At 40.1% G+C, this 22,329-nt stretch carries 22 protein-coding genes and 1 pseudogene; 1 reads left to right on the forward strand and 22 read right to left on the reverse strand.

Annotated features, from left to right (window positions below):
- Positions 1 to 46 precede the first annotated feature (46 nt).
- The 4 genes from DW059_RS07930 to DW059_RS07945 all read right to left on the reverse strand — a co-directional run bounded on the left by DW059_RS07930 (position 47) and on the right by DW059_RS07945 (position 6,379).
- Complete coding sequence (locus tag DW059_RS07930; protein WP_117698400.1) at positions 47 to 2,113, reverse strand: methyl-accepting chemotaxis protein; 2,067 nt, start codon at positions 2,111 to 2,113, stop codon at positions 47 to 49.
- Positions 2,114 to 2,255: 142 nt separating this feature from the next.
- Complete coding sequence (gene recG, locus DW059_RS07935; RefSeq protein ID WP_117698401.1) at positions 2,256 to 4,316, reverse strand: ATP-dependent DNA helicase RecG; 2,061 nt, start codon at positions 4,314 to 4,316, stop codon at positions 2,256 to 2,258.
- Between the two features lie 11 nt (positions 4,317 to 4,327).
- The gene (locus tag DW059_RS07940; RefSeq protein WP_117698402.1) at positions 4,328 to 6,004 is read right to left on the reverse strand and encodes a DAK2 domain-containing protein; all 1,677 of its coding nucleotides are present in this window, start codon (positions 6,002 to 6,004) and stop codon (positions 4,328 to 4,330) included.
- Positions 6,005 to 6,019: 15 nt separating this feature from the next.
- Positions 6,020 to 6,379 (reverse strand): Asp23/Gls24 family envelope stress response protein, encoded by a 360-nt coding sequence (locus DW059_RS07945; protein WP_022243764.1) that lies wholly within the window; start codon positions 6,377 to 6,379, stop codon positions 6,020 to 6,022.
- Positions 6,380 to 6,601: 222 nt separating this feature from the next.
- On the opposite strand from DW059_RS07945, the gene rpmB reads away from it, so the two are divergent.
- Entirely contained in the window at positions 6,602 to 6,787 is a 186-nt protein-coding gene (gene rpmB, locus DW059_RS07950; RefSeq protein WP_117698403.1) for a 50S ribosomal protein L28, read from the forward strand.
- 193 nt (positions 6,788 to 6,980) lie between these two features.
- On the opposite strand, the gene DW059_RS16120 is transcribed toward rpmB, so the two are convergent.
- The 18 genes and pseudogenes from DW059_RS16120 to proB all read right to left on the reverse strand — a co-directional run bounded on the left by DW059_RS16120 (position 6,981) and on the right by proB (position 22,239).
- On the reverse strand, positions 6,981 to 7,121 hold the full coding sequence (locus tag DW059_RS16120; protein ID WP_199534326.1) for a hypothetical protein: 141 nt from the start codon (positions 7,119 to 7,121) through the stop codon (positions 6,981 to 6,983).
- 99 nt (positions 7,122 to 7,220) lie between these two features.
- The gene (locus tag DW059_RS07955) at positions 7,221 to 7,667 is read right to left on the reverse strand and encodes a GerW family sporulation protein (protein ID WP_117698404.1); all 447 of its coding nucleotides are present in this window, start codon (positions 7,665 to 7,667) and stop codon (positions 7,221 to 7,223) included.
- A 36-nt stretch (positions 7,668 to 7,703) separates the two neighbouring features.
- Positions 7,704 to 8,672: a DUF2953 domain-containing protein gene (locus DW059_RS07960; RefSeq protein WP_117698405.1), complete on the reverse strand. Its 969-nt coding sequence runs from the start codon at positions 8,670 to 8,672 to the stop codon at positions 7,704 to 7,706.
- A gap of 2 nt (positions 8,673 to 8,674) precedes the next feature.
- Positions 8,675 to 9,016: a hypothetical protein gene (locus tag DW059_RS07965; protein WP_022243761.1), complete on the reverse strand. Its 342-nt coding sequence runs from the start codon at positions 9,014 to 9,016 to the stop codon at positions 8,675 to 8,677.
- A 44-nt stretch (positions 9,017 to 9,060) separates the two neighbouring features.
- Positions 9,061 to 9,513, reverse strand: a complete 453-nt coding sequence (locus tag DW059_RS07970) for an NUDIX hydrolase (protein WP_022243760.1) — start codon at positions 9,511 to 9,513, stop codon at positions 9,061 to 9,063.
- A gap of 133 nt (positions 9,514 to 9,646) precedes the next feature.
- Positions 9,647 to 11,125 (reverse strand): peptidoglycan D,D-transpeptidase FtsI family protein, encoded by a 1,479-nt coding sequence (locus tag DW059_RS07975; RefSeq protein WP_117698406.1) that lies wholly within the window; start codon positions 11,123 to 11,125, stop codon positions 9,647 to 9,649.
- On the reverse strand, positions 11,049 to 12,437 hold the full coding sequence (locus tag DW059_RS07980) for an FtsW/RodA/SpoVE family cell cycle protein (RefSeq protein WP_117698407.1): 1,389 nt from the start codon (positions 12,435 to 12,437) through the stop codon (positions 11,049 to 11,051). Before DW059_RS07980 ends, DW059_RS07975 begins: the two co-directional genes overlap by 77 nt.
- A gap of 13 nt (positions 12,438 to 12,450) precedes the next feature.
- Positions 12,451 to 14,703, reverse strand: coding sequence for a peptidase U32 family protein (locus DW059_RS07985; RefSeq protein ID WP_117698408.1), 2,253 nt, complete (start codon positions 14,701 to 14,703; stop codon positions 12,451 to 12,453).
- 71 nt (positions 14,704 to 14,774) lie between these two features.
- On the reverse strand, positions 14,775 to 15,290 hold the full coding sequence (locus DW059_RS07990; RefSeq protein ID WP_117698409.1) for a cell division protein ZapA: 516 nt from the start codon (positions 15,288 to 15,290) through the stop codon (positions 14,775 to 14,777).
- 95 nt (positions 15,291 to 15,385) lie between these two features.
- A complete protein-coding gene (gene ruvB / locus DW059_RS07995; protein WP_022243755.1) occupies positions 15,386 to 16,378 on the reverse strand; it encodes a Holliday junction branch migration DNA helicase RuvB in 993 nt (330 codons plus the stop codon).
- Between the two features lie 12 nt (positions 16,379 to 16,390).
- Positions 16,391 to 17,007, reverse strand: a pseudogene (gene ruvA / locus DW059_RS17600) (Holliday junction branch migration protein RuvA).
- Complete coding sequence (locus DW059_RS08005; RefSeq protein WP_117698410.1) at positions 16,971 to 17,480, reverse strand: Gx transporter family protein; 510 nt, start codon at positions 17,478 to 17,480, stop codon at positions 16,971 to 16,973. Before DW059_RS08005 ends, ruvA begins: the two are co-directional and overlap by 37 nt.
- A 58-nt stretch (positions 17,481 to 17,538) precedes the next feature.
- Positions 17,539 to 17,865, reverse strand: coding sequence for a NusG domain II-containing protein (locus tag DW059_RS08010; RefSeq protein ID WP_242986175.1), 327 nt, complete (start codon positions 17,863 to 17,865; stop codon positions 17,539 to 17,541).
- Positions 17,866 to 19,305: a tRNA (N6-isopentenyl adenosine(37)-C2)-methylthiotransferase MiaB gene (gene miaB, locus DW059_RS08015; protein WP_117698422.1), complete on the reverse strand. Its 1,440-nt coding sequence runs from the start codon at positions 19,303 to 19,305 to the stop codon at positions 17,866 to 17,868.
- Between the two features lie 31 nt (positions 19,306 to 19,336).
- Positions 19,337 to 20,581 (reverse strand): glutamate-5-semialdehyde dehydrogenase, encoded by a 1,245-nt coding sequence (locus DW059_RS08020; RefSeq protein WP_117698411.1) that lies wholly within the window; start codon positions 20,579 to 20,581, stop codon positions 19,337 to 19,339.
- A gap of 12 nt (positions 20,582 to 20,593) precedes the next feature.
- Positions 20,594 to 21,181, reverse strand: a complete 588-nt coding sequence (locus DW059_RS08025; protein WP_117698412.1) for a 5-formyltetrahydrofolate cyclo-ligase — start codon at positions 21,179 to 21,181, stop codon at positions 20,594 to 20,596.
- Positions 21,153 to 21,380 (reverse strand): DUF896 domain-containing protein, encoded by a 228-nt coding sequence (locus DW059_RS08030; protein ID WP_022243748.1) that lies wholly within the window; start codon positions 21,378 to 21,380, stop codon positions 21,153 to 21,155. The genes DW059_RS08025 and DW059_RS08030 overlap by 29 nt, the downstream gene beginning before the upstream one ends.
- 4 nt (positions 21,381 to 21,384) lie before the next feature.
- On the reverse strand, positions 21,385 to 22,239 hold the full coding sequence (proB, locus tag DW059_RS08035) for a glutamate 5-kinase (RefSeq protein WP_117698413.1): 855 nt from the start codon (positions 22,237 to 22,239) through the stop codon (positions 21,385 to 21,387).
- Between the last annotated feature and the right edge of the window lie 90 nt (positions 22,240 to 22,329).

The raw sequence follows: 22,329 nt of genomic DNA on the forward strand, positions 1-22,329 counted from the left end.
TTCTTTCTATATCATTTTTCTATCATGACACATGCAGTAACACTTATTACAATACGAATTTTCCGACAACCTCTTTTAATTCTCCGGCAATCTTTTCCTGCTGGGAAGACATTTCAGACACTTCTCCAACAACTGCAGATACTGAATTTACAGACTTCATAATCTGTCCACTATTATCCACTGTATTCTGGGAAGATTCCGCCACACTGGACACTGCCTGGCTGACTTCATGAATGATTGTCTCGATGTTTACTGCCATCTGGGCAATATCATTGGAGAATTTTTCGATTGCCTGGGCATCATCTCCATACTGCTGTGCTACATTGACAAAAGTATCGTAGTCCGGTGCAACCGTATCTGTCACGAAGTTTAACATAGACTGTGACTGTTCCACAATTCCGCTAAAGGCATGTTCTACTTCGCCAATTGTTTCTTTAATCTTATTAACTGCAGCTGTAGTCTCACCTGCCAGATTGCCAATTTCTCCGGCAACAACTGCAAATCCCTTTCCCTGTTCTCCTGCCCGGGCGGCCTCAATGGAAGCATTTAAGGACAGTAAGTTAATCTGATCTGCGATTTCGGAAATCACTTCTGCCAATGCGCCAATGGATTTTACAACATCTGCATTCTTAATACTCTCCTCCAGACCAGCTCTGTTCTGCGCTGCAAGCTTATTGGCAAGTTCATAAGCATTGCGGCTGGTATCTTCAATTCCATTTGCACGCTTCTTAATTTCTCCTGCCAGCTCCAGACTCTTTTCTGTCTCAGAAGCCAGCATATTAACAGAGGAATTCACTTCCTCTACCGCAGCATTTACTTCTTCCGTCGCTGCGCTGGAGGAAGTCATATCAGAATTAACCTGATTCATCAGTGACTCTATCATCTCATAATCCTTCTTTAATTCCTCTACCGAACGCTTCAGTTCAATGCTGGAATCACTCAGAAGTTTTGCATGACCACTGATTTTTGAAATCATGTCCTTATTATTTCCATACATTTCATTTAAAGACTGTCCCATTGCTCCCAGTTCATCACTGCGTCTGCTCTCAAGCGACTGTACTTTAAAGTTACCCTCTGCCAGCTGTACAGCAAAGTTCTTAACTCTATTAATCTGTCTGGAAACTGATTTTACCTGTGATAAAATCACAAGTATCATAATAATAAGAATCACTGCCGCAATGATTGCCAGCTTAATACCAAGGCTGATAACCGGCGCATTCAGCTCTGAATTTTCAATCGCAATTCCAAGCTTCCAGTCCAGATCCGGAATTGTCTCATAATATACCGTATATCCGGTAATCCCTTCTGTAAAGCAGGCTTTTCCACTATCAGAATCTAACATTTTTGTTCCTACTTTAGCAAGAGAACTATTTTTAGAATCCGTTATTTTCTCATTCATGATTTTACCGGAATCCTGTGTATAAAGATAGGTTCCATCCGATGAAATCAGAAATGCTTTTCCTGTTTTTCCTACTGACATCTGGCTGACCAGATTCTGAATCTCATCCAGCGTAATATCAACAGTTACGCATCCCATATAAGTTCCATCTGCACTATACATCGGTGCAGAACAGTTTACCATATCACAGTCTAAAACCTCATCATGATATGCCTTTGTAAACTTCGGTTCTGTTTCGCCATCCGAAACAATCTTGTAGAAATCCCTGCTTACATAATCATAAGAGGACTGGCTCCTGTCATAAGTCAGAATCGGCGTATCTCCATCCTTGTATACATAAGGTCCTACAAAACGTTGTTTGGAGTCATACTTATTCGGTGCAAAATAAATTCCGGCACCATAAATAAAATCCTCCTCATAAATCATGGTATTTAAGAAATTAACATATGCCAGCAGTTCCTCATTTTCATAAGTAATCCCAACAATTCCAGCCATATGTTTTGCAAGGCTTGCCGCAGACTGCATCTGTGACTCTACCTCTGTCTTCTCGTTTTCCAGACTCAGCGTCATTTCCTTCCCAATCTCATCGTCAATAATCTGCTTACTGGAAAATACACTGACTGCCCCTAATACAGCCATACCAAGAATCAGTACCGGGAGCATTGCACTTAACATTTTCGTGCTAATTTTCTTCCCTTTTTTCTTCTTAGCCATAAAAATATATCCCCCGCCTTCACTAAATTGTAATTTTGTACTTATTGTATCAACATTTAGGCAATTTAGCAATAAAAACGAGGGATTTTGCGTTAATTTTCGTAAACTTTTCACAAATTATTCCTTAATTTTTCGAAACTTTCTAAATATTTGTGCTGTATTCTGTCATTTTGTACGCATTTTTCAGTGTTGTTTCAAGTCTCATGTCTTTTTCGCAATCGTTTAAGTTACACTTTTCGACATATTCTTTTGCTTCTTCGGATGCAATAGAAAGCATATCGGCATCCGAAAAAACATCTGCAATTTTAAATTCCATTAAACCACTCTGACGTACCCCGAAGAAATCTCCTGGTCCACGCATTTTCAAATCTTCACTGGCAATATAGAATCCATCATTAGAGCTCGCCAGAATATTCAATCTCTCTTTGGCATTCTTTCCATTGGAAGAATTCATAAGAATACAATAGGATTGTGCATTTCCTCTTCCGACACGTCCCCGCAGCTGATGGAGCTGTGCCAGCCCGAAACGCTGTGCATCCTCAATCATCATAACAGTGGCATTCGGCACATTCACACCTACTTCCACTACCGTTGTAGAAACCAGAACCTGGATTTCACCAGTGACAAAGGCTTCCATTACTTTATTCTTTTCTGCCGGGCGCATTTTTCCATGAAGTAATCCTACGCTGATTCTGTCTCCATAATATTGTTCTAATTTCTTTACATATGAAGTAACATCCTGCAATTCCAATTCCTCATTGGCTTCTACCAGAGGACAGATGATATATGCCTGATGTCCTTTTTGAACTTCATCTAAAATAAAATTCCAGGATTTCTCCCGCATTTTCGGTCCAACGACACAATTTTTGACCGGAAGACGTTCTGCCGGAAGTTCATCTACTACCGAGATGTCCAGATCTCCGTAAAGAATTATTGCAAGGGTCCGCGGAATCGGAGTCGCACTCATAACCAGTACATGTGGCAGCCGGCTGCTCTTATCTGCCAGCGTCTCCCTCTGTCTTACCCCGAAACGATGCTGTTCATCCGTTACTACCAGCGCCAGCTTCTGATAAAGTGCCTTTTCCTGTATCAATGCATGGGTTCCAATTATCATGGCATTCTGTTCTGTTTCCATTCTCGCATATGCTTCACGTTTTTCCTTTGCGGTCAACGAACCGGTAAGAAGAATAACAGGAAAGTCCAGTTCAAACATGGCAATCCATTTCTGAAAAGTGTCATAATGTTGTCTTGCCAGAACTTCAGTTGGTGCCATAATAGCAGTCTGATAACCTTCATGAGCAAATTTTGCCATAATAAGGAATGCAAGAATGGTCTTACCGGAGCCTACATCCCCCTGTATCAACCGCTGCATGGCATAAGGACTGTATATATCTTTTTCCAGATCTTCCAGTGTTTTCTTCTGGGCATTTGTCAGTGGAAACGGAAGCTGTTCTGCCACCACTTCAATAAATTCATCCCTTACTACCGGAAATCCATTTGGCGTCTGCTCATGATGTTCCTTAAACCGCTGTATCTGTAGCAGAAATAAGAAAAATTCGTCAAAAGCAAGACGTTTTCTTGCTCCGGTCAGTTCTTCTAAATCTGTTGGAAAATGCACTTTTTCCAATGCCTCTCTCAATCCCATAAACTGATGGCGGGCTAAGATTTCTTCCGGGATATATTCACCATCTTCTTTTACACTGTCAAGTGCTGTACGTACAAGCTTACCAAACTGCTTGCTGGATATTCCCTTAGTCAGCGGATATACCGGCTGAAGTGATATCTGCATTTTCCTGTATTCATCCGGCTTCCACACTGCCGGCTGTTCCATGACATATTTCTTATTTTTTAAGGTCAGCTTTCCATATAATATTACTTCCGGTTCCCGGTTCAGCTGATTACAGATATAGGGCATCCGAAACCAGACCGCCTCTACTTTCCCTGTTCCATCGCTAAACTGTGCAGTAGATATCTGCATGGCTCTGGTACTTCTTGTTACCGGAGAAGAACACAGCCGTACATGAAAAGCATAGACTTTCTCCGGCTCTGCCACACTGATATGCTCCGGCTCCGGCATCTGCTTATAATCCCTTGGAAAAGCAAGGAGTATATCCCCAACGGTATATACTCCAAGTTTTTGCAATATTTTTTCAGTTTTTGGTCCAACTCCATTCAATTCCTGAATGGGTGCATTTCTGTCCATAAACACTCCTGTTACTCTACTGATATTACATAATAGTAAATTGGCTGTCCGCCAAAGTGAATCTCCACTTCTACCTCCGGATACTTCTCTTCTAAAGCAGCACCTAATGCATTGGCATCTTCTTCTGTTACTTCTTCACCATAATAGATACAGATAATCGCAGATTCTTCATCTATCATCTCAGCAACCATATCTTCTGTAGTGCTCTTGATATCCTTACCAACAGCAAGGATGCTCTTGTCGCCAATTCCCATATAATCGCCCTGTTTAATCTCTTTGTCATCGATTACGGTATCACGGACTGCATAAGTTACCTGACCGGTCTTTACATTTTCTAATTCCTCGGTCATACGCTCTGCATTTTCCTCTGCCGACTGATCCGGAATAAAGTTAATCAGTGCTGTAATTCCCTGTGGAATTGTCTTGGTTGGAATAACAATAATCTTCTTATCTTCTACTAAAGATGCTGCCTGATTTGCAGCCAGTACAATATTCTTATTATTCGGAAGAATAAAGATGTTATCTGCATTCACATGGTCGATGGCATTTAACATATCCTCGGTACTTGGGTTCATGGTCTGACCACCTTCGATGATATAATCCACGCCAAGTCCGTTGAAGATTTCATTGACACCGGCACCAATGGATACGGAAATGAAGCCCATTTCTTTTCTTGGTTCCTCTGCCTTTTCTTCTTTGGTTTCTTCCTCTTTCTGCTCTTTTGCGAGTTTCTCAGCATCCTTGATTAATTTTTCCTGATGCTCTTCACGCATATTATCAATCTTAATTTTGCTTAATGAACCATGTTTCAATGCTTCCTGGATGGCAAGACCAGGGTCATTGGTATGTACATGGGTTTTCACAATCTCATCATCTGCCACAACAACGATAGAATCACCAATGGACTCTAAGAAGTTTTTATATTCATGCTCCTGCTTCTCTGTTAATGGCTGATTTAATACAATGATAAATTCGGTACAATAACCAAACTTAATATCAGCTTCTGTCTCAGCAGTAATCTTCATAACACCTGCAGATGCTGCAGAACCTTCAATGCTGTAATCAATTTCTTTGCCAATCAGGGAATCATAACCGCCCTTTAATACCTGAACCAGTCCCTGTCCGCCGGAATCTACTACGCCAGCCTGTTTTAATACAGGAAGCATATCCGGTGTCTTGCTTAACACATGGTCTGCTTCTTTAATAACTTCATCTACAAAGAATACAATATCATCGGTATCATCACAAAGTTCTAATGCTTTGTTGGCTGCCCCCTTAGCAACAGTAAGAATCGTTCCTTCCTTTGGTTTCATAACTGCCTTATATGCAGTCTCAACAGCCTTCTGCATAGCTTCTGTCAGAATCACTACATCAAGCTCATCATATTCTGCAATCACCTTGGTAAATCCACGGAATAACTGGGAAAGGATAACTCCTGAGTTTCCTCTTGCTCCTCTTAATGAACCCGATGAAATTGCCTTTGCAAGTTCCTTCATGGTCGGATTTTCAAGCTCGCTTACTGCCTTTGCTGCTGACATAATTGTCATAGACATATTAGTTCCTGTATCTCCATCCGGTACAGGGAAAACATTCAGTTCGTTAATCCACTCTTTTTTTGCTTCGAGATTCTTTGCTCCGGCCAAAAACATTTTAGCAAATACCGCAGCATTTATTGTACTTACTTCCACTTCAACAGTTCCTCCTTAATCAATCACTCTGACGCCTTCAACTAAAATGTTGACTTTCTTAATCTGCATTCCGGTAAACTCTTCCACTTTATATTTTACCGTATGAATCAGATTGTCTGCTACTGTCTCAATACTTACGCCATAGGCAACAATTACATGGAAATCAATTGTAATTTTATTATTTTCATCCACATCCACATTTATACCATGTGTCAGATAATCTCTCTTTAATAATTTAACCAGGCCATCTTTCATATTAACTGCAGCCATTCCCACAATGCCAAAGCACTCAACTGCAACAGAACCGGCATAGGTTGCAATTACTTCATTATCAATTACGACTTTACCTAATTCGTTTTCCATTTTACCTGTCATTCTATAACCTCCAATTAAAATTAATCTTCTCGCATTTCCGCCAGTATATACATAACATGAACTATATTATAACCTCTTTTTCCGAAAAAAGAAACAGTATTTTTCTTTATTTTCAAAAAATGCAATTTTTTTCTTGCATTCTGTCTGTATTTCTGTTAAGATAGCTTTGTTGTGAGCTTGTGTCATAACAGGCTTAGTGAAGAATTTAAAGGAGGTGCTATCATGGCAAAATGTGCAGTTTGTGGAAAAGGCGCTCATTTCGGTAACAATGTGAGCCATTCTCATAGAAGATCTAATAGAATGTGGAAATCAAACATCAAATCTGTAAAATGTAAAGTAAACGGAACTCCAAAAAGAATGTACGTATGTACTTCCTGTTTAAGATCCGGATCCGTTGAAAGAGCTTAATTAGCATTTTCTATCTGGACTGTCCTTTTGGACAGTCCTTTTTTACTTTACAGGAAATTGCTTTCCTGTAAAGTAAAAACGCTCCGCGAGGATGCACACTGCGCGTATAAGGTAGTTGTCGCAAGCGACCGCCGCAGGCGCGAGAATGTGCCAAGGCACATTCTTTGTCCCTTTACAAGAAATTGCTTTCCTATTACTTACAGCAGAAAAGATTATACCCTATCAACAGCAATATCAATATAATAATAATCCCAATCACGTCACTTGGAATAATAAACATAAAAAACATGCCAAATCCCACCATGAAAAAGGAATACCCCATCAAGCGTTTCATGTTTTTTCTCCAATCAAAAAGACATATACCATTATAGTATATGCCCTTCTTTTTCACTTAGCACGCTGTACGTTCTTCTGTTACTATTCTATACTGTTCTTATTCTTCATCCTTATTTACTGCATCAGATAAAATTTCATTCATCTCAGACTCTGCTGCTTTCTTGGATTCTTCATCTAATTTTGCAGTTGCTGCCTCATCCTTCTTTCCCCTGGATGCAAACTTATTTACGAAATCTGGTACCATATCAAGAATTTTGGTCACACCATCCTGATTCTTAATATTTACAAGCTTGGTGGTGCCATTCTGAATGACGAGAACCGCACTCGGTGTAATCTTTCCACCCATTCCTCCTGCTCCGTTGTTCTTCTTCTCCTGTGAAAATGCACCTGCGCCTACACCAAAGGATACATCCACTAATGGAAGAATGATGGTATCTCCGATATGAATGGCATCTCCTACAACCGTCTTGGTTGTAATGAAGCTGTCCATTCCTTTGAATAAAGATTCTACCGTATTGCGAAATGTGTTATTACTGTCTGCCATAATAATTCCTCCTGATTCTACTTCATATTGATTCTGTTAAAATTGCTTTATAAAGTGTTTCACATCCGGATTTCTCCAGATTCGAATTGCTGCCTTTAATAAATGAATCACCTGTATCCGTCCCTTTATATCCCAGCTGCCTTCGATATAAAAACGTTCTGCCTCGAAATCCGGCATAATAGATACCTTATCATAATATAAAAATGGTAATACGCTGAGCACTGCTAAAACCTGTCCTGTGGCTGCCGGATCTTCCATACCATAAGCAACATCTGCCTTCATATGCTTTGGTCCGTATTTTTTTAACAACCCTATTACATCACCCATGACAAACCGGACGGCACTTCTATTCTGCTCATCCTGTATCCACTGATTCACTTTTTTTATTTTACTGCTGATATTTTTTAATTTCTGCGGAATTGCTTTTATCTTTTCTACTATCGAGCGTATTGTCTTGCTGATTTTACCAAATGCGAAAACAAACTTTTTCTTATATGTCTTCTTATGGTGTTTCTGTTCATACTGTTTTTCCGTCTGTTCTTCTTGCACTTCAGCCGGTGGATTCTGTTCTTCCAGCCCCGTTACATCTATCTTTTTTTCAATCGCCGGTGCTGTTTGTTCTTCCGGCTTCTGACGTTTCTGCACTAAGTCTTTTTCCGGTTCCTTATGGGATTTTTCCCCGGATTTCTTTTTCTGCTTTTTCTTTACTTTCTTTTTCTCTAATTTCTTTTTGGATTTTTCATCCGATGGATACTTCCATGCTTTTATGCCAAAAATCTTTAAAACTGCAAGCCGCTTTCCCTGCTCCATTAGAAAGGAAAAACGCAAAGCCATAAGACACCATGCTCCATGCACTTTTAACGTAGTCTGTCCCTGCCTTGTCTCTCCACGAATCCGGTAAGATACCGGAGCAAACAGCAAAAGCATGATAAGTAAAACCAGTAAACCTAATATGCATAATAATATTATGCCCAGGATTTTCAAAATAGATAACAGCACTGTCATCCTCATGTCTCCATTTCAGTATTTTTACGAGTCTGCTGTTTCAGTACAAATTTACGCACTTCAAATGTTCCTGTTTTATGATAAATATCATTCACAATTGCTGCTGACATCTCTAATGCTGCGTCATATCCTTTTTCCAGACCGATAATAAAAAGTTCTTTCTTCGGATATGCCTTTTGTAATAAATCTGTTGCCGGTATAATATCCAGAAGATTCTCTTCATTTGACGGAAGGGTCAGAAGATAAAGCGACGGCTGTGGCACATTCCGCTCCACTCTGCTTTTTACCTTTGCTTCCTGATTTTTCAGCCTTTCTCCCAGATATAAATTAGAATACCAATGCATGCTACACCTCATATCTGATTTAAAAAAGCAGTCAGATGGCTGCTCTAATAATATTTGTGGGTTCCCCACAGATTACACTTTTTCAAATCCAGATATTCATTATAAGCTTTTTCCAAAATCTGCTTCTCATTGGCAAATTTTAAAAGATGATAGGCTTCATGATATTTATAATATCCGGAATCTACAAAGAACTCTTCACGTTGTGGCTTACTGTAATAACTGTCTGCCATCATCAGATACCAATGTACCTGTTTCTCCACCGTATCTTCTGGCACAGTAAAGCTATACTGGCTCTTCCCGACATATTTGATTATGGATGCATCTACGCCCGTTTCCTCCAATACCTCTCTTGCTGCGGTATCTTTGAATTCTTCCCCGGGTTCTACTGTTCCCTTTGGAAGCACCCAGCCTTCGTACTTATTCTTATAATTCTTATAAAGGACAAGCACCTTACCCCGAAATATTACCACACCACCACAACTTGTTGCTTCAATCATTGCAATACCTCCTGATGTGGTCACTACCTTTTGTTTAACAAACAGTATACCCCTTTTTTCATAAGGATGCAACAATCCATTTCAGAAGTCCCGGATGATTCCTGACGCAACATGTCATCCTATCTGTTTTCATTTATCTGTAATATACATCAAAAACCTGTTTTGCTGCTGGAACTGCAACAGTACTGCCTGCACCTGCACCTTCTGCAATTACAACAACTGCAATATCTTCCTTATCCTCCCGGTGTGCATATCCAACAAACCAGGAATGGCTTTCTCCCTTATTGTTATTAAACTCTGCGGAGCCGGTCTTGCCGTATGCAGTATAACTCTGCCCATTTAACTTGGATGCAGTACCATCTGCAACTACACCTGCCATAAATTCCTGCATGGTCTTTGCTTCTTTTTCCGAAAGAAGCTGTTTGCTTGCAGCCGGCTCATATTTCTTTACTTCTATACCATTTTCATTTTCCGTATGGTCTACCACATAAGGTTTCATCAGAATACCATCGTTGGCAATTGCACTGGTAATCAATAACATATGGAGTGGTGTTACCAGCGTCTCTCCCTGTCCGATTGCCGTCTGCATTTTCATACTTTCCGGGGATTCATCTGTTAATTTAAACTGACTTTTACTTGTTTCAAAGTTTCCCGGCAGTGTCTTATCAAACATCAGATTTGAACAAAGGTCCGAAAGAGAATCTGTGTCCAAAGATAATCCGATATTGGCATAAGATGAATTACAGGAATTTGCAAAGGATTGCTTCAAATCCTGCGTTCCATGCACGGCATTATTATAACAGTGTATTGTAAAATCATTCTCTGTAATACTTCCGTTACAGCTATAACTGTAATTCTCATAATCCGGATTTTCCCGGATATATTCTAAGGTTGTAATTATTTTAAAAGTAGAGCCAGGCGGATATAATCCCTGGGTTGCCCGGTTTAAAAGAACCGAGTTATTATTATCTTCTGAAATAATGGAATCCCAGTCTGCCGCAATAGTATTCGGGTCAAAATCCGGTTTGGACACCATGGCAAGCACTTTTCCGGTGGAAGGCTCCATCACAACAACTGCACCATCATAATTACCCAATGCCTGATATGCAGTTTCCTGCAAAGCGGAATCCAACGTGGTAACCACATTGTCTCCCATGCTTTTTTCATCTTTAATCTCATTAAACATACGTTCTAATACAAAAGAATGGGAACGTAAAAGATTAAAATTCATATTGGATTCAATACCGGACTTTCCATTGGTGGAAAAACCGACCACATGCGCATACATATTACCATAAGGATATTTCCGGGTTTCATTACCGGCAGCATCCACTACGGTCTCGGCCAAAACTTTGCCATCTGCTGACATAATCTTTCCTCTGACCACACGGTCTGCAAAAGTATCCTGTCTGCTATTATATGGACTATTGATAAAATCTTCGCTTTTTACCGTCTGAAAATATACCATATATCCCATCAGGCAGATAAAGATAGCAAGGAAAAGATAAGTAATCACTGCAAATTCTTTATTCTTACTAACTGAGGTCCCTGACTTCTGTTTCGAATCCCGATTTTGCTTTCTTTTTTGCTGATTTATATTCTCCTTTTTCATTATGTGACACTCCTTCGTCTTCCCGCAAAATATATAATCCCTGAATAATGCCAAATATAATCAATGTACTTAACATGGAGCTTCCTCCATAGCTGACTAACGGAAGGGTTACTCCGGTGGATGGAATAAATTTTGTTACTCCGCCAATGGTTAAGAATACCTGAAATCCGTAAATCGTTCCAAGTCCAAGTGCCACCAGCTTATAAAAGGAATCCTTTAACTGCATGGCAATATTTAAAAACATCAGGAAACAGCTTACACAGACCAGAATCAGACACAGAGCAAACATTCCACCCAGTTCTTCTGAAATTGCTGCAAAAATAAAATCCTGCTCTACTACCGGAATTTTATTTGGCATGCCCTGATATAACCCCAGACCGAAAAAGCCTCCGGTCCCGATTGCAAAAAGCGACTGGCAGATCTGATAGCCCTCTTTGTCAATTACTTTTAGTGGTGTTTTCCATGCCACCACACGGACTCTGACATGATTAAATAATTTATAGGCAATTACTGCCGCTACACTTCCCGCCAGCAGTCCACCGGCAAAATAGAGTGGTTTTCTCGTTGCCACATAAAGCATTGCCATATAAGCCACAAAGAAAATCAATGCGCCACCTAAATCCCGGGATAATACCAGAATCAATACATGCAGTGCTGCAATCAAAGTGGTAATTACCACCTGACGGAATTCCGTTGATTTATGATACATGGCAGCCACAAAAAACACAAAAAGAATCTTAATAAATTCAGACGGCTGTACCGTAATTCCTGCTATGGTAAAGGAAATCTTTGCTCCATAGCTGGTGCTTCCTGCGATACATACAATACCAAGTCCCACAATACCGATTGCCGCATAAATCCAGGTAAGATTCCGGAAAAATCCCATCCTCCGTATCATCACCGGAATCACAAGGGAAATCACACAGGATACCGCTGCAATCGCAAACTGCTTGATAGCATGTCCAAAATTCAGGCGGGTCAGAATAATAAACCCGATAATCATAAGCATACACATATTATTAACCAAAAGTCTTGAAGCCGTCGGATAACATAATTTGTACACATTCCGTACCACAACAAGAAGAATTATCTGCGCCAGATAAAAAATAAAAGTATATGCATCCTCTGTCACCGCAAATATAACTAAATATGCCGTAAAATGAATCGCATACAAAATTCTTGCCTGCCGCCTGAATTTCTTTTCCTGTTTTCGTTCTGATATATTCCGGAATACCGCAAAACATTCATATGTATACACGGAAAACAGAATAATCAGTGCATATTTTGATAATTCCACAATCAAATGAACCATAAATACCTCTGCTTTATTCTACGCCTCGTTTAAAATGTCCATTGGTGCATTCCATTGGCATCTGCCCCAAAATGCCACCATTTTTATAAATATCGCCATAAATTGTTAAAATCTGTTCTGTCTCTTCTTCAGTTTCTGTCGTAAAGGAAAGCCTTACGGCAGCCGGTGCAATCTTTTTCACGGTTACGTCTTCCTTAAAGAGACAGACCGGAAGCGAATTATAAATTACATTATAACATTCCGGGCAGAAATTTTTCACCGGAAAATGTACCGAATAACGGTCTTTTAAGGTCAGCACGTCAGGCTGATGCATACAGCCCAACGTGTTCTTATGAATACACTGTGCCGTTATCATAAGCGGAAGTCTGCCATAGATAATCATTTCAGACCGGCTGTTTTCTCTTCTTAAAATCTCCTTCCGGTTCAATTCCACCGGAATTGTATCCTGCATCATTCCAAGATGATAAAAATATTCTGCTGCTTCATTGGAATAGGTATATAAATTACTGTCGGATACCATCTGCCAGTTTTCATTGCCCCATTCCTTTATAAACGCAATCTCATCAAGACTCCGCACCATAATACCATCTAATGGAAGCTTTTTTAGCTCCGGCATGATTTTTTCATAAAAAAGACTGGTCTGCTGCCGGAAAATAAACGGGAATACATAAAATGCTTTCTTACCGGATGCCTGTACCCTGTCTATATCCGCACTTAACTTGCGGATCAGATTTTCTCTTGTATACAACATACAATCAAGATAAACCGTATCCACGAAATCGGCTTTTAATACTGCCGGAAGCTGTTCTGCGTTTTCAATCAGTACCCGGACTTCTGTGGATGAACCGGCGGATTGTTGTCCAGAAGTCTGTGATAATGACTGTCCGGAAATCTGCTTTTCTTTTATGGCATTTCCTGTTGTCTGCCTATCTGTTTCAGCGGAAGAAGTTTCCACCAATTCTGGAAGCGTTCTTTCATAAGGTTTCAACAACGCTTCTTCTAATGCTTCCAACGCACCTCTTCGCAGCTGGTTCAGCTGGTTTACCGGCATAAAAATATCATCATCCATTGTAACTTCAAGCTTTTCAAAAACAAATGGTGTATTTCCAGTCTTTGTAATCTTTTCTGTTACAACTTCTTCCGTCAACGGACGATTCTGCGCTACAAGAACCATATCTCCCTGATAAGAAACTTTTATTTTTCCATATTGCACTTCTATCTTAGCAGGGCATTCTTTATTTAATATTAACTTTCCTTTAATCTTTTCTTTTAATTCGGTGTCTACATATTCTCTACGGATGTTATCCTGAAGAACACCTTCGCTCTTATTATGGGAAGCACTCTCTCCGCTTAGCATATCACTGTCATTATGATGATAGTAATATCCGTTGGTAAAGCCACCTCGGTTTCCAAGTTCTAAAAGTGCCCTGATATCCTTCTTCTCCACCGGAATACGGCTTCCATCCAGATAGGAATCCATATATTTTCGGTAAATACTTACTACACCGGCAGCATACTCCGGTGTCTTCATCCGTCCTTCTATCTTAAAGGAATATACCCCATGGTCTGCCAGTTCATACAAAAATGGCAGTGTACACATATCCTTAAGGCTCAGAATCGGTGTTGCATGATGTCCGGTAAGACTTTTTTCTCCCTGCAATACTTCATAGGAAAGGCGGCATGGCTGTGCACATCTGCCACGGTTTCCGCTTCTTCCGCCGATGATACTACTGAAAAGGCACTGTCCGGAATAACAGTAACACAATGCGCCATGAATAAAGCTTTCCAGTTCCACGCCTACTTCATCATGGATTCTTTGAATTTCTTCTAAGGACATTTCTCTCGCTGTCACCACACGCTCTACACCCTGTTCCTTTAAAAGCCTGGCTCCCTCTACATTGGTAATGGTCATCTGGGTACTGGTATGTATCGGAAGATTTGGAAAATGAGTTTTGATAAACTCCATAACGCCCATATCCTGCACGATGACAGCATCTAATCCCGCTTCATAATAAGGGTGCAGATAATCATAGAGCTGTCCTAATTCATATTCTTTTAACAGAGTATTCACCGCAAGAATAATTTTGCGTCCATGAATATGTCCGAAACGGATTGCTTCTAATAATTCTTCTTCGTTAAAATTATTGGCATATGCTCTTGCACCGAACATACTTCCGCCAAGATATACGGCATCTGCTCCGGCATGAATGACTGCCTTTAATGTTTTCAAGGAACCTGCCGGTGCTAAAAGTTCTAACTCTTTCATCTTTCCTCATCTCCTATGGCAACAAAAGGGACAGATAAATGTCTGCCCCCTTTCATAGTTTTTATTCTCTATTACGCTTTCTTTCCGGAAGGCTTTTCCTCTTTCTTTTCTTCCGTATGGTCTGTTTTCTTTTCCTCTGGTTTTTCAGTTTTTTCCGGTTTTTCAAGTTTATCTACTTTACCAAGTAAAGCATCTTCTAAGGTTGCTTCTAATCTGGTCTTATTTAAAAGCAGCTCTTTATTTTCTTTTTCCAGATCCTTTAAAGATTTGGCATCACTTTCCATGCGGATCTGGTTGGAAATCAGTTCATGCTTTAAATCATAGATTTCACGGTCTTTTACCTCTAAATCCTGCTCTAATTTTTCAACCTGATTTTTCGCTTTAAAGTAATCATCTGCAATGTTCAATGCCAGCAATGTGGAACGCATATCACTTGGAATTCTCTTATATTCATCCAGCATTTTAAATTCTGCAATCTTATCATTGATATAAGTTGCTACCTTCTGTAAATACTCCTGACTCTCATATCCACTTAAAGTATATACTTTTCCATCAATAATCACTTCTGTATTATTTTTTGCTGCCATTTTCATTTCCTCTCTGCGTATCTGCCTAAAAATATTCTCTGACTACTACATATAGCATATTATAGCTATAAATCTGTCGAAAAACAACTATTTTCTTAGCCCTCTATTCCAAAGTGATGATATGCAAATTCTGTTGCGACCCTTCCCTTTGGTGTCCGGTTGATAAATCCATTCTTTACAAGATATGGTTCATAAACATCCTCTATGGTTCCGGCATCTTCCCCAATCGCTGCCGCAAGGGTATCCAGCCCTACCGGGCCACCCTGGAATTTTTCAATAATCGTAAGCAAAATGTTCCTGTCATTCTGGTCTAAGCCCATCTTGTCTACTTCCAGTAAATCCAGTGCAAAGGATGCTACTTCTTTGGTAATTTCACCATTGTACTGCACCTGTGCAAAATCACGCACCCTCTTTAAAAGGCGGTTGGCAAGACGCGGCGTTCCTCTGGAACGGCGTGCCAATTCGATTGCACCTTCCTCATCAATCTTTACCTCTAACTTTTTTGCAGAATGGACAATAATTGTCTTAAGTTCCTCCACATTATAAAATTCCAGATGATGTACCACTCCAAAACGGTCTCTTAAGGGTGCCGATAAAAGTCCGGCTCTGGTAGTGGCACCAACCAGCGTAAAATGCGGTAAATCAAGGCGGATTGAACGGGCAGTTGCGCCTTTTCCCACCATAATGTCAATGACATAATCCTCCATGGCAGGATATAATACTTCCTCTACCTGCCGGTTCAAACGATGAATCTCATCTACAAATAAAATGTCACCTTCTGCAAGATTACTCAAAATAGCTGCCATTTCTCCCGGCTTTCCAATTGCCGGACCGGAAGTGACTTTCATATGTACGCCCATTTCATTGGCAATAATGCCGGCAAGAGTAGTCTTACCAAGTCCCGGAGGACCATAAAACAATACATGGTCTAAGGACTCTCCACGCTGTTTTGCAGCCTCTATATACACTTTAAGATTTGCTTTTGCTTTCTCCTGACCAATATATTCATCCAAGGTCATCGGACGCAGTGTTTTTTCGATTTTGATATCTTCATCCTGCATCTGCGTTGAAATTACACGTTTTTCCATTTTCTGCTCCTCTTATAAGAATGCCATCTGCTTCAATGCCAGTTTTAAAATATCTTCTACCGAACTGTCTTCCGTAATTTCAATATCACGAAGAACCTTCAAAGCCTCTGTGGAAGAATAACCCAGTGAAACCAGTGCCTCTACTGCTTCATTGCGGATTCCTTTTAAGCCGTTACCAGAAACAGCTTCCTGTGTATGGCTTAATTTCTGTTCAAAGGCATCCTCTAAACTAAGCTTGTCTTTTAATTCTATATCAACCGCTGTGCCGTCTTATTTCCAACTCCCGGAGCTTTTGCAATTGCTTTTGCATCATCAGATAATACTGCAAAACGCAAATCATCCGTTGACATGACAGAAAGAATTGCCAGTGCACCCTTTGGTCCGATTCCGGATACACCAATCAGCAATTTAAATACATTCAAATCATCTCTGGTAAGAAAACCATATAAAATAAATGCATCCTCTCTGACACAAAGATAAGTATAGATTTTTACTTCTTCGCCAACTCCCGGTAGCAGAGATAATACCTGTCCCGGAATATAAATATTATAGCCGATTCCGCCATTTTCAACGACAATATGATTCTCTGCCACTATTTCGGATAATTCGCCTTTGATATATGAATACATAATCTTCCTCCTACTTCCTTTGCCACAATTCCAATCAGGGCACCCGTCACAAAGCCTGCAATCAATAAAACCGGCATATAGTAAATGACATAGTATGAGCTTACCAGAAATCCTGCTACGATAAGCTGTCCCATATTATGTATGATTCCGCCACAGATACTGACCGTAACTACATGAAAACAGTTCATCCGAATCAGAATAAACATAAGTACAAAGCTTAATAATCCGCCGGCAAGTCCATAACAGATGCTGACCAAATTTCCAAATAAAATTCCGGTAAGCACAATACGAAGCACCGATACACAAAGAGCCTCTCTCCAGCCAATCAGATACAGCATCAGCACCGTAACAAGGTTGGCAAGTCCAAGCTTTACTCCCGGTATTCCAATGGCAAAGGGCAATATTGCTTCCACATAACTTAATATCATGGCCAGTGCCAAAAACACGCCAAGATATGCTACACTTTTCTTCATGCTTTCACCTACCCTGCCACATCATCCAATGTATTTTTCTGCTCACTTTCTACGGTTACTACAACCCGGTTTGGCAGACAGATAATGGATTCTTTATCTTTGGAAATTGCGTTCTGATGCATACACAACTGATCCGGGCAGTCCGCCTCAAGCATATAGCAGTCCCATTTTCAATCGTTACGATATTGGTAACTTTTCCATCTATTTTAATTGGAATCTCTTTATTTTCTGACAGGGAATATCTGCCATATTCACTGCCATTTACCGTAATGATAATACTGTCACCGCTTCGTAATGCAGAGGTCATTCCCACATAAAACACCAGAATAACTACCGCAAGAATTCCCAGCAACAGAATATCATTTTTTCCAAAACGACGGTTCATTTACTCTGCAACCTCTCCCATATAATAAAAGCCTTTGCATTCTTTTAAATGTACCGGTACGATGTTTCCAATCATGGATGCACCGCCCGGCAGATGTACCACTGAGTTATTGGATAATCTTCCGGTCACAAGACCTTCCTGCTGTTCATCTAATTCTTCAACTAATACATCCTGCACGCTTCCGGTTAATGCTCCGGCTTTCTTTGCGGAAATCTCCTGTACCAGTTTTAACAGCCGGTCAAAACGGTCTTTTATCACATCTTCCGGAATCTGATTTTCCATTTTGGCAGCAGGCGTTCCGGTACGTTTTGAATAAATAAACGTAAACGCGCTGTCATACTCTACCTGTCTTACCACATCCATGGTCTCTAAGAAATCTTCTTCGGTTTCTCCCGGGAATCCTACAATAATGTCGGTTGTAATTGCCAGATCCGGCATTGCTTTTTTGATTTTTTCAACCAGTGCAAGATAATGCTCCTTGTCATAGTGACGGTTCATTTCTTTTAACACTCTGCTGCTGCCGGACTGAAGCGGCAGATGAAGATGTCTGCAGATTTTTTTAGAATTCTTCATTACTTCAATCAGTTCATCGGATAAATCCTTTGGATGGGATGTCATGAACCGGATTCTTTCCAGACCTTCAATCTTTTCTACTTCCTGTAAGAGCTGTGCAAAGGTCACTGGTGTATCTAAGTTCTTTCCATAGGAATTGACATTCTGTCCTAAGAGCATAACCTCTACTACACCATCTGCTACCAATTTTTCAATTTCTCTTATGATATCCTGCGGTTTTCTGCTGCGTTCTCTTCCTCTTACATATGGCACAATACAGTAACTGCAGAAATTATTGCAGCCAAACATAATATTAACACCGGACTTAAAGCTGTATTTCCGTTCTACCGGAAGTTCTTCTACAATTTCTTTCGTATCATCCCAGATGTCAATCACCATTTTCTGCTCTTCAAAGCAGCGTACCAGAAGTTCTGCAAATTTAAAGATATTATGGGTTCCGAAAACCAGGTCTACAAAACGATAGCTCTGTTTTAATTTTTCCACAACCTCCGGTTCCTGCATCATACAGCCGCATAATGCAATCATCATATCTTTATTCTTTTTCTTAAAACCGCTTAAATATCCCAGACGTCCGTAAACCTTATTATTGGCATTTTCACGTACGGTACAGGTATTATAAATGACAAAATCTGCTTCCTCGGAATCGGTCTCTTCAAAACCTACGGTCTCTAAAATTCCGCATAACTTTTCGGAATCTCTGGCATTCATCTGGCACCCAAAAGTTGTCACATGAAAGGTAAGCGGTCTGCCTTTCTTCCTGGAAATCTGCGTCACATACTGCTTTGCAAGGTCCATAAAATAAAATTGTCTCTGCGGTTCCATTACCGGAACTTCACCGGTGTGATTTATCTTTTCTATTTCTCTCATTTCTTTTCCTGTTTTCTTAATATTTTTCTTATTATTCTCTGATCTGGCCATCCCCATAAATGATATATTTGGTGGTCGTCAGTGCTTCTAAGCCCATTGGTCCTCTGGCATGCAGCTTCTGGGTACTGATTCCGATTTCTGCCCCAAAGCCAAACTCAAATCCGTCAGTAAAACGTGTGGATGCATTTACATAAACAGCAGCAGCATCAATCTCATTTAAGAACTTCTGTGCATGCTCATAATTATTGGTAATGATTGCTTCCGAATGTCCGGTATTATATTTATTGATATGTGTAATGGCTTCATCAATATCTGAAACTGTCTTTGCAGAAATAATATAATCCAAATATTCGGTGCCCCAGTCTTTTTCTGTTGCAGCCACTGCATCTTTTGCAGCTTTCTGAACCCGCTCATCCCCACGGATTTCTACATGGCTTTCGGATAATTTTGCAGAAAGGCGTGGCATCAGTTCATCTACGATGCTCTCATGCAGCACTAAGGATTCACAGGCATTACATACTCCGATACGCTGTGTTTTTGCATTATTAATGATATTCACTGCCATATCAAGGTCTGCGGTTTCATCCACATAAATGTGGCAGTTACCGGTACCGGTCTCTATCACCGGAATCGTAGCATTGGCTACTACTGCACGAATCAGTCCTGAGCCGCCTCTTGGAATCAGTACATCCACATATTCATTCATTTTCATAAATGCAGTAGCTGTCTCCCGGCTGGTATCTTCAATTAAAGCAAGCACTCCCTCCGGCAGCTGGTTAGCACTTAAGGTTTCATTGATGCTCTTTACGATTGCCATATTGGAATGAATGGCATCACTTCCACCTTTTAAAATCACGGTATTTCCAGTTTTAAAGCACAAAGCGAAGGCATCTGCTGTTACATTTGGACGTGATTCATAGATAATTCCGATGACACCTAATGGTACACGTTTCTTTCCAATCATAAGTCCATTCGGGCGCTGTTTCATGGAAAGGACCTCTCCTACCGGGTCTTCTAATTCTGCTACCTGGCGGATTCCCTCTGCCATCTGTGCAATGCGCTCTTTATTTAACATCAGACGGTCTAAAAGTCCCTGATGCATTCCGGCTTCTCTTCCGGCATCCATATCCTTCTGGTTTGCTGCTAAAATAGCATCGGTGTCTTCTACTAAATGTTCTGCAACTTCAAGCAAAATCTTTTCTTTTTCTTTCATGCCCAAATTACGCATGATAATTTCTGCTGCTTTTGCTCTCTTACCTAATTCCTGTAATTCCATAATTCCCTCCTGCTACTTATTTTCGTCTCTGTTATCCGTCACTTTATAAATCTTCTCCGGTGTTACAAGATAATCCATCGGAATATCATAAGCCTCCATAGGTACCTGTTCTGCAAGCTGACAGGATAATGCAATTCCAACCCGGATTACTTTCTTATATTTCTGAAAAAAACGATCATAAAAGCCCTTACCATATCCGCTTCTTCCACCGTTAATATCAAAGACCAGTCCCGGTGTGAATACAATTGTTTTCTCCTGCTCAAGTTCTACTAAATCTATCGCCGGTATCTCATCCTTTGGCTCCATCACATGAAAATACCCTTCCTGAAAATCATCTGTACTATTGACTTCACAAAAGTCCATTTCTTCTCCACGCACCCGGGGGAAAGCTGCTCTTTTTTGAATGCTTTCTTTAAAAAGCGGCAATAAAGAAGCTTCTTTCCCAAGGGGATAATAAAAGAAACAATTTTGTGCTTTCTGAAAGATTTCCCAGGTACTGATATTCTGACAAATCCTTTGGGATTCTTCTCTTACAATATTCTCCGGCATTGCATTTCGCAGTGTCTTATACTTAGTTCTGATGCTTGCCTTTGTTTCCATATTTTTCTCCCAGATTGGTTACCGTTCCATCTGCATTTACCATATCAATATTATCTAACTGTCCCTTCAGATTCCGCTTTACACTTGCTATGTATTCCTTGCGAAGTGCTGCCTGTTCTTCCTTTTCTTCCGGTGTCAGTCCTTCTTTCTGGGATTTATGATATAATTCATTGATTCTTGCTATTATATTTTCAATCATCTTTTTACTCCATGCTTTCTTCTACATAATCTGCAATATAGAAATCATCATTTTTATTGGCTTTGAAAAAGGTTCCCACCTGTTTTCCTTCGAAAATCTGATGCAGAACTCCCACATCCTTTGCATTGGCAATAATCATATCTGCTCCGGATAAGGTTGCAATCCTTGCTGCCGTTAATTTGGTGGTCATTCCACCGGTACCAACATCACTACCTACTGTATCTCCTGCCATGTTTTCAATCCGATTATCAATTTTTTCTACTACCGGTATCAATTCTGCTTTTGGATTCTTTCTCGGATCATCCGTATACAACCCGTCAATATCAGATAAAAGAATCAACAAATCTGCTCCTACCAATGAGGCTACAATAGCCGACAGGGAATCGTTATCACCAAACTGCATCTCATAAGTAGATACGGTATCATTTTCATTTACAATTGGTATAATTCCCATTTCAAACAATTCTTCAAAAGTATTCTGGGCATTTTTTCTCGACACGTTATCAACCATAGTTTTTTTTGTCATAAGAACCTGTCCCACATTCTGGTGGTACTCTGAAAAAAGCTTTTGATAAGTCATCATAAGTCTCGCCTGTCCCACTGCCGCACATGCCTGTTTTACAGCTATTTTCTCCGGTCTTTCTTTGAATCCCATGGACTGTCTTCCTACTGCAATAGCCCCGGAGCTGACCAGGCATACATCCATGCCCTGATTCTTAATATCACATAATTCTCTTACCAAACGTTCCAGTTTTAAAAGATTTAATTTTCCGGTCTCTTCATGTAAAAGAGATGAAGAACCGATTTTTACAATTACACGCTTCTTATTCTTTAATGTTTCACGCAACTGTGTATCCATTTTTCCGCCTCTTAATCATCTACGGCATATTCACTATCTGAATGCCGGTTATAATTTTTTATTCATATGCATACATTTTATACTTTATCA

Source organism: Roseburia sp. AF42-8 (genome assembly GCF_003435965.1).
In the GTDB taxonomy this organism is placed as follows: Bacteria; Bacillota; Clostridia; order Lachnospirales; family Lachnospiraceae; genus Roseburia_C; species Roseburia_C amylophila.